We start from the raw sequence: 12,501 nt of genomic DNA, 5'->3' as shown, positions 1-12,501 counted from the left end.
GAGTGCCGTATACGCGCCATGCACCAGCACGAACTCGTACATGTCGTCGACCAGCTGCCCGGCCGGTTTGGCTATCGCGCGGGGCGGCAGGTGGCGATGATGACGCCGGTGGTTGTGGTCACGCTGTCGGTGAGCTCGAGGTCCTGGCGCGCAGCGGGGTCGAAGAGACGTTTGCCGGTGCCCAATACCAGTGGGTGGACGAGGATCTTGTACACGTCGATCTGCCCCTGGATCGAGCTGATCAGGGCGCCACTGCCCAGGATGATCAGGTTATGTGATGCCTTGAGGGCAGGGATGTCCGCCGCCTTGACGACAGTGGAATTCGCCCAGGGGAGCGGCTCGGCCAGCGTGTTCGAGACGACGTACTTCTGCTGCCGGTTGAGCGCCTCGGTGTACGGGTTGTCCTTCTGCTTCGGCCAGAAGTCAGCGAAATCCTCATAGGTCCGACGCCCGAGCAACAACGCCGCCGGCGCCGCCTCCGGGTCGCCCATCACCCGCCCCATAGCGTCCTGGCTGTACGGAACAGCCCACCCGCCGTACTCGAACCCACCTCGGGTGTCCTCATCCGGCCGCCCCGGCGCCTGCATAACACCATCCAGCGTCACATTGCAGACCACCACGATCTCGCCCATCACACACTCCCAGGGTTGGCAGCCGGCCTCGTTGCCGGCCTCTCACCCTCTACACGAACGCCCTCCACCCGAATCGACAGCTCTTGTACTGCGACCCACATCGCGCCTCCTGCGGCGGCCGCTCGACCCGCCCGCCCCGGGGTTGGGCGCTCGCCACCGCAAGTTCGACGCCTGCGGCAAGGCATTGAGGGGTTTGCCGCTCTTGTGCTCCCGGGCGTCGCGTGCGTCGCGACTGCCATCGGGAAGTTACCTCAAGCTGTGCCAATCGATGGCCTTCACCAGGTCGTCGCGGAGGCGCTGTACCGTCCCGGCGACGCCAACCGGCAGGGCGGCCAGGTCGATCTGAGCGTTGACCACCGCTGTCCGAAGTTCGTGCCAGGTGAGCCACGCAACCGTCTCGGCTATCCGAGCCAGCATTTGGTCGAGGGGGATGTCCAAGCGGGCGGTGCGGGCCAAGACTGGCTCGAGGTACAGGCCGATTGCCTCCTCGACGGGAAGCCGACCGTGGCCCCTTACAGCGTACGGCGGCGGCGCGGGGGTGATTAGTCTCCCGCCCACGGCCTCCCTCGCGGTAACCGCGGACTCTGGCCCCTTCCCAGGAGATCTCCTCGAGAAGCCGCCCGAGAACGGAACTGTTCGACAAGATATCCGAGGGTGGTGTGTCCAAGGTCGGCACCCCCCTTACTCTCCAGGCTTTCCAGTGGTACGGCGAGTGCGCCAACGGTCTCACGGAGGTACTCGGAGAAGAAGCGCAACGCGCGAGTGTGGAAACCAGGTGGCTTCGGCGTACCACCTGGGTAAGGTTGGGCAATGCCCGAGCTGAAGCGGCTGCATGTCAGCCATGCCCCGGCGGTCTTGGCCTTCGAGTTGGCGAATCGCGCCTACTTCGCTGCCTCGATCACCGACCGCGGCGACGACTACTTCGCCCAGTTCACCGACAGGTACAACGCCTTGCTGGCCGAGCAGGAGGCGGGCATCTGCGCCTTCCACGTGCTCGTCGCCGAGGACAGCTCGGTACTCGGCAGGTTCAACCTGGTCGACATCGAGGACCACACTGCGGAACTCGGCTACCGGGTCGCGCAGCACGTCGCCGGCCGCGGCGTGGCGACCGCGACCGTCCGGGAACTGTGCCAACTGGCGGCGGCCCAGCACGGGCTGCGCACACTGCGAGCGGCCACGACCCACCAGAATGTCGCGTCCCAAAAGGTGCTGACCAAAGCCGGGTTCGTCCCCGTCGGGCCCGCAGACCCAGCCCACATCGGCGGTAAGCCAGGCACTTGGTATCAGCGCGACCTGGTGCTTCAGCCAAACAGCGCGATCTTGCCTGGGGACCGGCCGCAGGAAGGCCGCGGCCACCGCTGATCATCGGTGTGTGAAGACGAAGGATCTTGCGCTGGCCGCAGGTCACAGCGCAAGACCCTGCCTGCTGGCCGGTGGAATCCTGCTGGGGTGTCGGGGGCTGCTACTTGCCGTAGAGGGTGGTGAAGTTGTCGGCGAACATCAATCGACCCAGCTCGCCGTCGCCTGTCGCCGCCGCGAGACGGGCAGCTTCGCCCGCGTAGTCACCCCACGGCTCGTCGCTGGCGAAGAGGACGCGGTCGTGGCCGATGCCCCGGCGCTCGATCTCGCTTGCCAGCCAGCGCGGTGCGAAGCCGACTGCCCAGCTGGTGTCGGTGTACACCTGCTTGCCGGCTTCGATCCAGTCGAAGAAGCGGGAGCTGATCAGCTTGATGTGCCCGCTGATGCCGCCGCCGAAGTGGACCAGGTGGATCTTCGCGTCGTCGCCGTACTTGTCGACGAGCTGGCCGACCTTGTCGATGTCCGAGGCCGCGCCTGGGGAGGTGTGGAAGTGGACGACGAGGTCGTGCTCCCGGGCGACTGCGAACATGTTGTCGAGTTGCGCCTGGCACTCCGGATCCTCGACGCTCCCGCCGAGCAGGAAGCTCGTCTTGAGCGCCTTCACGCCGGGCTCACCCGCAAGCTCGAGGGCCTTTGCCGTCATCTCGGCGTCCTGGGGGCGCGGTGATACCCACAGACCGCAACTGATCCGGTCGTCCTTCGCGGCGGCCTCCAGCACCAACTGGTTGAAGCCGAATGACACCTTGGCGTCCGGTACCCCGTAGTTGGGGAGGACCAGCGCACGTTCAGTGCCTTCACGGTCGAGGTCGGCAATGAGCTCCGCCAGGGTCGCACGTGCCGACATGTCCGGGTTAACAGGTGCCCCGCCGTAGAACGGGTACGCCGGCATCACACCGATGTGGCGATGGGCGTCGTTGGTCAACTGAGTGGTCATGCACCTGAACTGTAGTGGCGCATTGTCTCCTATACAAGATAGTTGTACATTATTGGAAAGATCCGCTCCAGGTTTCGCCTGCCTCGCCAACTGGCCTAGCGGGCGTGGTCGGTCGGGCGGATGGTCCAGCGTTCCTCGATTCGGCCGTAGCGCCAGACGAGCAGCGCGACTGCCCAGGTGACGATGAACACGCCGGTGATGACGAGGCCGACACTGTTCAGGTCGAGTCGGCTGATGGCGGTCAGTGGTCCGGACCTGATGTCGAGCCGGTCGGTCACGATGGACAGGATCTCGATAGTGCCGATGCCGAGTGCGATGGTGACGGACAGCGCTGTGATGACGAGGTTGTAGAAGACTTTCCGGACGGGTTTGATCGCGGCCCAGCCGTAGGCATAGCTCATGAAGCAGCCGTCGATCGTGTCCAGCAGGCTCATGCCGGCGGCGAAGAGGATGGGCAGGACGAGGACGGCGTACCAGGGCAGTGCGAAGGCCGCGGCTCCACCGGCGAGCACGAGCAGGGAGACCTCGGTGGCGGTGTCGAACCCGAGGCCGAACAGCAGCCCGATCGGGTACATGTGGCGCGGTTTGCGCACGGCTTTGGTCAAGGGGCGCAGCAGCCGGTTGAGCAGGCCGCGGCGGTCGAGTTGGGCTTCGAGTTCGGTCTCGTCGAGCTCGCTGTGCCGCATCCGGCGGAAGACCCCTGCGATGCGGGCGAGTACGACGAAGTTGATCAGGCCGATGGCGACGAGGAACCCGCCGGACACGGCCGTGCCGATCAGACCTGTGGCCGATTGGAGTGTGGAGGAGCCGTCCTCCACCTGGCCGACCAGTGAACGGACGCCGAGGGCGAGCAGGAGGCACAGGCCGAAGACGACGCTGGAGTGGCCGAGGGAGAACCAGAACCCGACGGATACCGGTCGCTGCCCGGCAGCGGTCAGTTTGCGGGTCGTGTTGTCGATCGCCGCGATGTGGTCGGCGTCGAACGCGTGCCGCATGCCGAGCGTGTACGCGGTCAGCCCGAGGCCGATCCCGAACCCGCCCTGGACGCCGAGGCTGTAGTGCCCTGGCGCGACCAGCCCCACGAGCACACCCCATCCGGCCACGTGCAGCAGCAGGATGAACGCTCCCATCGCCAGGATCACCAGCCGCACAGGGCTTCGGTCAGCGGTTCTCAGGTCAGCGGTTCTTCGGGCATTGCTCCAGTTGCCGGTCACTTGGTTCTCGCTCCCCGGCCACACCGGACGCGGGTAGTCGCGTCCGGTGTGGCCCGTCTCGTCGGATTCATCTCGTACTTCGGTGCCGCCGGCGCCTCAGATCGCCGCCGGGACGTACGGGAAGGAGGCCCGCGGTTTCGAGGTGACGGATTCCTTGCCGATCCCGAGGGAGACCGGCGTGTTGGCCGCGATCGAGAACATGACGTTGGGTGCGTTGTCGGTGAGCGACCGGCCGTTCCAGGAGTCGAAGCCGAAGCTGGCGGGTGTGCCCACGACGTACGGAAGGACGTTGGGCAGGAACCGGTGGACGACCGACGTCGCGTACGCGTCCGGATCCTCAGCCGTGCCGTACGCGCGAACCACGCCGGCGATCTCGTAGCTCAGCAGCTTCCCGTAGGTCTCGAGGTCCTCGCTGGGCCCGCCGCCGTTGAGATCGTCACCGAGTTTCTCGTTGAACTGGGTGAACAGCGGGTGGATCATCGGCAGCCCGATCCGGTTGATCGAGCGCCGGCCGCCCGCGTCCGTGGCCAGGCTGGCGACGGCCCAGACGTCGATCGGCCGGGCCGTCTGCGCCGGGTCGAGCAGTTCGGTGTCGGGGATCTCGAGGACGATCGAGTAGACGGTGTGCCCGGCGAACAGGTTCTTCGCCTGGTCTGGAGTCCAGGTCCCGAGGCCGATCGTGGTCCCGTCCTGGAAGGCGTGGCCGACGGCGTGCAGGACCTCGGGCTCGATCCAGAACGGGTCGCCGGCCTTCCCTGCAACCGGGTGTCGGCACTCCTTGCACACTGGAGCTGACGGATCACGGAGGTGAGTCATGACGCCGACCGAGGGTGGCCGTTACGAGGTACCTCCGGCCGCGCCAGGAGATTTCCCACCCGTGATGCTCGTCGGACGGCTGCCGGAGCTGGAGTTCCTGCGCGCCTTCGTGAGCGAGGCCGCTGTGACCGGCGGGATCCTGGTGGTTTCGGGAGAACCTGGTGTCGGCAAGTCGACGCTTCTGGACGCCGCTGATGAATACACCCGGGCGTCGGGAGCGACCGTACTGCGGGTCGCGGGCACCGAGCTCGAGGGTCAGCTCAGCTATGCCGCGCTGAACCAGGCGTTGTACCCGCTCGTCGACGAGTTCGACCAGCTGAACACCGCACAGCGCGACGCGCTGCAAGTGGCCCTCGGGTTCGGAGACGGCCCGCCTCCTGGCCAGTTGCTGGTGTCCAATGCCGCCGCCGTCCTCCTGCGCAGGGCGGCAGCCCGCTCGCCGCTGTTGCTGATCGTCGACGACATGCCCTGGATCGATCGGGCCAGCGCGGGCGTCCTGAGCTTCGTCGCCAGGAGGCTCGCAGGCAGCAGAGCGGGGTTGCTGGTGGCCAGCCGGACCGGCGAGGACCAGGGATTCTTCGACCGCGCGGGACTGCCGGAGTACGAGCTGAAGCCCTTGGATGACACAGCCGCGGGCCAACTCCTCGCAGCTCGGTTCCCAGACCTCCACGCGACCGTCAAGGCTCGGATTCTCGACACGGCGCAAGGCATCCCACTCGCACTGCTCGAGCTCCCGAGAACCCTGAGCCAGTCGCAGCGCACCGCGGGCGAGCCGCTCCCCGCCGTACTGCCGCTCGGGCAGCACTTGCAGAGGCATTTCGTGTCCCGCGTGGCGAAACTCCCCGACGCGACGAAGAAGCTCTTGCTCACGGCTGCCCTGGAGGGTACGGGCGACCTCGCCGTACTCGAAGCCGCGAACGACGGGGCGTACCGGATCGACGACCTGGCGCCGGCCGAGCGTGACCGGCTGGTGCAGGTGAAGGAGCACTCGCACCGGGTGGTGTTCCGGCATCCGCTCATTCGCTCGGCGGTTGTCGAGGCGACGACCTCGGCAGAACGCCGCTCGGCGCACCGCAGGTTGGCCACAATCCTCGTGAACCAGCCCGAGCACCGGGCCTGGCACCTCGGCGAGGCCACGGTCGAACCTGACGAGCAGGTCGCGGCGGTCCTGGAGGAGGCAGCTCACACCGTCGTCGCGCGAGGTGACTACACGTCCGCGGTCGCCTTGCTCACGCGCGCTTCCGATCTGAGCCCCAGCTCTGCCGAGCGCGGTCGCCGGCTCGCCGCGGCGGCGTACATCGGCGCGGAGGCGATGGGCGAGGTCCGGAGTACTGCGGAACTGCTCGAAGGCAGCCGGCGAGCCAGCAGCCAGGCGAGCTCATCGCTGCACTATGCGTCCGCCGCCACGCTGGTGATGCTCAACAGTGACGCGCATATCGACACCGCCCACCGCATGATGGTCAGCGCCATCGAGGGAAGCCAGGACCGTGGCGATGCCGACCCCGTCGAGCTCGTCAACGGGCTCGCGACGCTGCTGCTGATCTGCTTCTTCGGCGGTCGCAGCGAGTTGTGGCAGCCGCTGTACGCCGCGCTCGGGCGACTCTCGCACGAACCCCCACCGTCTCTCACGCTGACCTTGGACATGGTCGCCGATCCGGCACGCACGGGCGTCGCTGCGCTTCCTCGTCTGCAGGCCGCGCTGCAGGCTGCTCGCGACGGGACCAACTCTCATCAGGTGCAGAGCATCGCGGAGGCCGCGTGGTACGCCGACCGTCTGGCGGAGCTTCGCGAACCGTTGTGGCGGGCGGTTCTGCAAGGCCGCGAGGGTGGCCCGGCCAGAAGGCACCTGGTGGCACTCATGGACATCTGCGTCGACGACTTCCACCGAGGCAGGTGGGACGAGGCCGCGGAACTCGCCGCAGAAGGGCTCTCGCTCACCGAGGAGGGTGGTGGCAGATTCTTCGGCTGGTACTTCCGCTATCACCAGGCGCTGCTGGCCGCGGTGATGGGCAGGTTCGAGACGAGCCGGGCGCTGGCCGAACAGATGATCGGCTGGGCGGGTCCGCGAGGCGTCGGCACGGCAAGGATCTTCGCCCACCACGCCCTCGTCCTCGGCGACCTCGGACGCGGCGACTTCGAGAGCGCGTACCACCACGCGACCACGGTCAGCCCGGCCGGCACCCTCGCCTCACACGTTCCGCACTGTCTGTGGATCACCATGGACCTCGTTGAAGCCGCCGTCCGTACCGACCCACGGGCCGAGGCCGACCGCCACGTACGCGCCATGCAGGACGCGAGGCTGTCGGAACTCTCACCCAGACTGGCGATCCTGGCTGCGGGCTCCGCCGGCATCGCGGCCGCCGACGAGGATGCTCCCGCACTGTTCGAGGAAGCGCTGAATCTCCCCACGATCGACCAATGGCCCTTCGACGTCGCCCGGGTGCGCCTCGCCTACGGAGAGCGCCTGCGTCGCGCCCGCTCGCTCACCGAAGCCAAGGTCCAGCTCCAGGGGGCTCTCGCCGCGTTCAGAACCCTCGGCGCCGATCCCTGGACCGCCCGAGCCGAACGGGAACTGCGAGCCGCCGGCCTCGCTTCGACCCAGTCAGCTCCGGACATCTCCAACCTGACCGCCCAGGAACTACAGATCGCGACCCTCGCCGCTTCAGGCCTGACGAACAAGGAGATCGCCGCGAAGCTCTACCTCTCACCCCGCACCGTGAGCGGCCACCTCTACCGGATCTTCCCCAAGCTGGGCATCACCACCCGAGCCGCCCTCCGCGACGCTCTTGGCACAGACCCGAACTCCTCTGGATGACGACCTCGGCCTACCCGGCTTCGAACGGATCGGGCGCCGCCCCCTCCGGCGACTGTGCCTCCAGGGTCTTCTTGACCTCCAGGAGCGCTTGTCGTGCGTTGCTGTCGATCGTGGGGTAGCGAGGATCGATCTCGATCATCGCGTTGGCGATCACCGCGGCCGAGGCGATGCGGGCGTACCACTTGCGGTCGGCGGGAATCACGTGCCACGGGGCCCACTCGGTGCTGGTGTTGGACAGCACCTTCGAGAACGCCCGCTGGTAGTCGTCCCAGTACTCCCGCTCGCGGAGGTCGGCCGAGGAGAACTTCCAGTTGTGGTCAGGGAGGTCGATCCGCCGCAGGAAGCGGGTCCGCTGCTCCTCCTTGGACAGGTTCAGGAAGAGCTTCACGATCTTGATGCCGTTGCGACTGAGGGTTCGCTCCCACTCGTTGATCTCCTGGAAACGCTGTTTCCAGATCCCCTGGCCGCGGGCGCTGCGGGGCAGGTTCTGCCGGTCGAGGAGCTCTGGGTGCACGCGGACGACGAGCACCTCCTCGTAGTGCGAGCGATTGAAGATGCCGATCTCACCGCGGCTGGGCAGGCGCAGCCCGTAGCGCCACAGATAGTCGTGATCCAGCTCCGCGCTGGAGGGGACCTTGAAGCTGTGCACCGACACACCCTGGGGATTGACCCCGGTCATCACGTGCCGGATGGTGCCGTCCTTGCCGCCGGCGTCGAGCGCCTGCAGCACCACCAGCACGCCGTGGGTGTGCTGTGCGTACAGCCGCGACTGATACTCGGCCAGCAGTTCCGTCCCCTCGGCCAGCAGCCGACGGCCTTCCTTCTTGGAACGGATCGTGCCCTTGAAGGCTGGATCGAAGTCCTTTGGCAGCCTGACCTTCGAACCCGGCTCGACGCGGAACGCCTGGATGAAATCGGCGATCCGTTGCTCGCGAGATGTCATCCGCTGCCCCCTACCGGCTGGATCCGGCACTGCCGTTCACAGGATCGTGCGACCACCAGTCGAACGCCTGGGGGAGCGTTCTGCATCACCCCTCCCGGATGAGGCCGGACCCTGGCGGACCCGTCCCGGCCGCGAGAGAATCCGCCATGGCTACCGACGACGGATGGGTTACGGAGCACGTGCGCGTCGAGGGCAGGTCCGTCCACGTCCGGCGCAGTGTGGGTGGCAGCGGTGTGCCCCTCGTCCACATCCACGGCTTCGCCATCTCTGGCACGTACCTCATGCCCACGGCACGCAGCCTGGCCGGCCGCTGGCTCAACGTAGTCCCGGACCTGCCGGGCTACGGCCGCAGCGAGCGGTGCGACCACGTCCTTGACGTCCGCGCTCTGGCCGGCGCCCTGCTGGCGATCCTGGACGCTCTGGACATCGACCAGGCAGTGCTGGTCGGGAACTCGATGGGCTGTCCGATCGGGCTCGAGGTGGCGCACGAGGCCCCTGAGCGGGTCCACAGCCTTGTCCTGGTCTCTCCCGCTGGGGGCGGGCAGAACCAGCCGCTGGCCCGCGGGCTGGGCCAGCTGGCGTTGGACGTGATGCGTGAGAGCCCGAGGATGGCCCCGGTCGCGCTTCCGGACTACCTGAGGTTCGGGCCGGTCAACGGCCTGCGCCTGTTCCACGAGCTGACCCTCTTCCCGTCACTGGAGCGATTGCTGCACACTCCCGTCCCGACGTTGGCCGTCCTGGGTGGCCGGGACCCGCTCATGCCGTCTCCGTCCCGCGTCGGCGAGGTGGTCCGGCTCGCTCCCGAGCATCTGGCGGTCGCGATCGTCGAACAGGCGGCGCACGCGGTGAACTTCAGCCACCCCGAGGAGCTGGCGAAGCTGATCGAGGCCTGGCTGGACGGCGCGCTGCTCGCCGGTGGCGCCGCACTTCCGGCCGGGGTGCGCGTGGTCCACCTCCCCGGGGACGCCGTCTGACCCGTGCCTCCTGCGGGATCTAGGTCTGGGACGTACTCCGGGCACGAGCCGGCGCGACGGCGTACTCCGGGTCGAGCGTCGCCGGCTTCGGCTGCCGGCGCCTCCTGATCGCCTTGCTCACCTCGACGACGATCGGGAGAAGCGCGGCCAGGCCGGCACAGGTGAGCCACTGGCGCGGACTGAGCTGGACGGTGAGCAGCCCCTTCTGGAGCGAGGGGAGCTGGGTCGCCAGGAAGAGCAGGACGACGGGGATGAGGCCGATCGCCAGCGCCTTGATGATCGGTGGGGTCAATCCGCTGGTCGGGTCGCGACGGTTGACCAGCGCGTTGAACGTGGTCCCCAGACCCATCACCACGAAGGTCATGGTCATCGACACGCTGCCTTGCGTGGTACTCGGCTCGTCCGGCCCCGCGACCAGGGGTGCCAGCGCGGCGATGAACAGCACGAGGGCATAGCCGATCCACATGACCACGGCGCTCCGGTTCGTGATCGGGACGGCGGGGTCACGCGGTGGACGGTGCATGACGTCGGGATCACCGGGATCGACAGCGATGATGACGACACCGACCGCCGTCGCGAAGAACAGCAGGAACAGCACCATCTGCGGAGTCATCGCGACACCGTCGTTGATGTTGACCACCGAAGCGGCGAGGAAGAGGAAGACCAGCGACAGCAGTTGCGTCATCTGGTAGCGCACGTACGAGACGACCTTGTCGTAGACGCGCCGGCCGATCTCCACGGCGTGCACGAGCGTGCCGAAGTTGTCATCGGTGAGCACCATCCGCGCGGCCTGCTTGGTCACCTCGCTGCCGCTCCCCATCGCCACCCCGATGTCCGCCTGTTTGAGGGCGGCCGCGTCGTTGACCGCGTCGCCGGTCATCGCGACGATCATGCCCTGCTCCTGCATGGCCCGGGCGAGCCTCAGCTTGTCCTGGGGGGTGACCCGGCCGAACACGTGCAGCTCAGGTAACCGCTGCTTCAACTGCCCGTCGGTCATCGCCCGCAGTTCCGTGCCGTTGACCGCTCCGGGACCAAGGCCGAGGTCCTCGCCGATCGCCTGAGCGGTGACCGCGTGGTCACCGGTGATCATGCGTACGTCGATGCCGGCCTTGAGCGCGATCGCGACCGCGCTCTTCGCCTCCGCGCGCAGCGGGTCGATGATTCCGGCCATCCCGACGAACGACAGCCCCTGGGTCAAGGACATCGGATCGTCGGTCATCGTGGCCAGTTCGTCGTCGGTGATGAGGCGGGCCGCGAACGCCAGGACCCGCAGGCCCTTCTGCCCCATCCGTACGTTGGCCTCGTCGATGCCGGCCCGCGACTCCGCGATCGGGACCTGCGAGCCGCTGAGCGGTCCCCCCGCCTGGCTGCAGCGCGCGACGACGACGTCAGGCGCACCCTTGACCAGCTCGATGACGTACTCCACACCGTCGAGCTTCACTCGGTGGAACGTCGCCATGAACTTGTACTCGGAATCGAACGGAACCTCGGACAGCCGCGGGTAGGCCCGCCGGGTCTCCTCCGCGTCGATGCCGAGCTTCGCGGCCAGCACCACCAGCGCCGCCTCGGTCGGGTCGCCGATCACCGACCCGTCGTCACCGACGACCGCGTCACTGTCGAGGGCCAGGCCGAGGCCGAGGCGGGTGAAGTCCGGGACGGGGGTGCCGGCCACCGAACGGATCGCGCCGCTCTTGCGATACCCCTCTCCGTCGACGGTGAACCACGACCCGCTCGCGTACAGCGTCGAGACCATCATCTGGTTCAGCGTCAGGGTCCCGGTCTTGTCGGTGTTGATCGCGCTCGTCGCGCCGAGAGTCTCGACATCGGTGAGGTTCTTCACCACGGCCTTCGCCGCGGCCAACTGCTTCGCGCCGAGCGAGAGCAGACCGGAGACGAACGCCGGCATGCCGGTCGGGAGCGCCGAGATGGCCATCGCGGTGCCGAGCAGCAGCAGGTCCTTGCCCGGTACCCCGCGGAGCAGGCCGGTCACCACGATGATCGCGACCGCTCCCCAGGCAACGATCCCCAGGATCTTCGTCAGTGAGTCCAGCTCCCGCTGCAGCGGCGACCGGGTGCGGGTCACCGAGGTGAGCATCTTCGCGATCTGGCCCATCTGCGTCTGCATCCCGGTCGCGGTGACCAGGATCGTGCCGGTGCCCCGGGTCACCGAGGTGTTCTGGAACAGCATGTTGGTCTGGTCGCCCAGCGCGACATCGGTGGAGGTCAACGTGCCGGCGTCCTTGGCGATCGGCGCGCTCTCCCCGGTGAGCGCCGCCTCCTGCGCCTCCAGCGTCGCGGACCGGACGATCCGGCCGTCGGCGGGCACGATGTCGCCCGCCTCGACCTGGACGATGTCACCCGGAACCACCTGAGTGGCCGCGACCAGCGCCAGGTCGCCGTCGCGGACCACTCGCGCCTGCGGCACCTGCATCTTGGCGAGGGCGTCGACGCTCGCCCGCGCCGTCAGCTCCTGGCGGGTGCCCAGTCCGACGTTCAGCAGGATGAGCAGGGCGACGATGATCCCGGTCGAGAGTTCCCCGATCAGCAGGCTCACGACCACGACGGCGACCAACATGAGGTTCATCGGGTCGCGTAGCTGCTGAACCGCGATGGCCCAGATCGAGGGCGGCTTCTCCGCCGCGATCTCGTTCGGGCCGTACGACGAGAGCCGGCTTGCCGCCTCGGTCCCGGAAAGCCCTGAAACGGCGTCGGACCGGGCCGCGGCGACGACCTCATCCGCCGCGAGCGAGTAGGACGGCGGCCCCTCGGTGCCGGTCGGTGCAGACGCTGTCATACCGGTCTCGCTCACGGGTT

The 12,501-nt window shown here is 67.8% G+C and carries 9 protein-coding genes; 3 read left to right on the top strand and 6 right to left on the bottom strand.

The window, feature by feature from the left end; all coding sequences use genetic code 11:
- Window positions 1-71: 71 nt before the first annotated feature.
- The gene (locus tag EV648_RS14710; RefSeq protein ID WP_132290748.1) at window positions 72-632 is read right to left on the bottom strand and encodes a dihydrofolate reductase family protein; all 561 of its coding nucleotides are present in this window, start codon (window positions 630-632) and stop codon (window positions 72-74) included.
- 810 nt (window positions 633-1,442) lie between these two features.
- Here EV648_RS14710 and EV648_RS14705 point away from each other — a divergent pair.
- Window positions 1,443-1,994, top strand: a complete 552-nt coding sequence (locus EV648_RS14705) for a GNAT family N-acetyltransferase (protein ID WP_132290745.1) — start codon at window positions 1,443-1,445, stop codon at window positions 1,992-1,994.
- A gap of 100 nt (window positions 1,995-2,094) precedes the next feature.
- On the opposite strand, the gene EV648_RS14700 is transcribed toward EV648_RS14705, so the two are convergent.
- From EV648_RS14700 to EV648_RS14690, 3 genes are all read right to left on the bottom strand, one after another.
- Entirely contained in the window at window positions 2,095-2,925 is an 831-nt protein-coding gene (locus tag EV648_RS14700) for an amidohydrolase family protein (RefSeq protein WP_132186957.1), read from the bottom strand.
- A gap of 95 nt (window positions 2,926-3,020) precedes the next feature.
- A complete protein-coding gene (locus EV648_RS14695) occupies window positions 3,021-4,076 on the bottom strand; it encodes a HoxN/HupN/NixA family nickel/cobalt transporter (protein ID WP_241995184.1) in 1,056 nt (351 codons plus the stop codon).
- Window positions 4,077-4,235: 159 nt separating this feature from the next.
- Window positions 4,236-4,955: a DUF4331 family protein gene (locus EV648_RS14690; protein WP_132290742.1), complete on the bottom strand. Its 720-nt coding sequence runs from the start codon at window positions 4,953-4,955 to the stop codon at window positions 4,236-4,238.
- Between EV648_RS14690 and EV648_RS14685 the strand changes: the two genes are divergently transcribed.
- A complete protein-coding gene (locus tag EV648_RS14685; protein ID WP_199234621.1) occupies window positions 4,954-7,770 on the top strand; it encodes an AAA family ATPase in 2,817 nt (938 codons plus the stop codon). The two genes, EV648_RS14690 and EV648_RS14685, sit on opposite strands and share 2 nt — an antisense overlap.
- A gap of 10 nt (window positions 7,771-7,780) precedes the next feature.
- On the opposite strand, the gene EV648_RS14680 is transcribed toward EV648_RS14685, so the two are convergent.
- Window positions 7,781-8,713: a polyphosphate kinase 2 family protein gene (locus EV648_RS14680; RefSeq protein WP_132186961.1), complete on the bottom strand. Its 933-nt coding sequence runs from the start codon at window positions 8,711-8,713 to the stop codon at window positions 7,781-7,783.
- A gap of 146 nt (window positions 8,714-8,859) precedes the next feature.
- Here EV648_RS14680 and EV648_RS14675 point away from each other — a divergent pair, with 146 nt between their 5' ends.
- The gene (locus tag EV648_RS14675) at window positions 8,860-9,687 is read left to right on the top strand and encodes an alpha/beta fold hydrolase (protein WP_132290739.1); all 828 of its coding nucleotides are present in this window, start codon (window positions 8,860-8,862) and stop codon (window positions 9,685-9,687) included.
- Window positions 9,688-9,706: 19 nt separating this feature from the next.
- On the opposite strand, the gene EV648_RS14670 is transcribed toward EV648_RS14675, so the two are convergent.
- Entirely contained in the window at window positions 9,707-12,496 is a 2,790-nt protein-coding gene (locus EV648_RS14670) for a cation-translocating P-type ATPase (protein ID WP_206751943.1), read from the bottom strand.
- Window positions 12,497-12,501: the final 5 nt, after the last annotated feature.

This window comes from Kribbella sp. VKM Ac-2568, assembly GCF_004345365.1.
GTDB classification, from domain to species: domain Bacteria; phylum Actinomycetota; class Actinomycetes; order Propionibacteriales; family Kribbellaceae; genus Kribbella; species Kribbella orskensis.
Note: the sequence above shows the minus strand (reverse complement) of the source record. Positions and strands in the feature narration are given on the sequence as shown.

Bases quoted from the DNA above. Each gene is read 5' to 3' on its own strand.
- EV648_RS14710 (WP_132290748.1), bottom strand. From the start codon at position 632: ATGGGCGAGATCGTGGTGGTCTGCAATGTGACGCTGGATGGTGTTATG.
- EV648_RS14705 (WP_132290745.1), top strand. From the start codon at position 1,443: ATGCCCGAGCTGAAGCGGCTGCATGTCAGCCATGCCCCGGCGGTCTTG.
- EV648_RS14700 (WP_132186957.1), bottom strand. From the start codon at position 2,925: ATGACCACTCAGTTGACCAACGACGCCCATCGCCACATCGGTGTGATG.
- EV648_RS14685 (WP_199234621.1), top strand. From the start codon at position 4,954: ATGACGCCGACCGAGGGTGGCCGTTACGAGGTACCTCCGGCCGCGCCA.
- EV648_RS14690 (WP_132290742.1), bottom strand. From the start codon at position 4,955: ATGACTCACCTCCGTGATCCGTCAGCTCCAGTGTGCAAGGAGTGCCGA.
- EV648_RS14680 (WP_132186961.1), bottom strand. From the start codon at position 8,713: ATGACATCTCGCGAGCAACGGATCGCCGATTTCATCCAGGCGTTCCGC.
- EV648_RS14675 (WP_132290739.1), top strand. From the start codon at position 8,860: ATGGCTACCGACGACGGATGGGTTACGGAGCACGTGCGCGTCGAGGGC.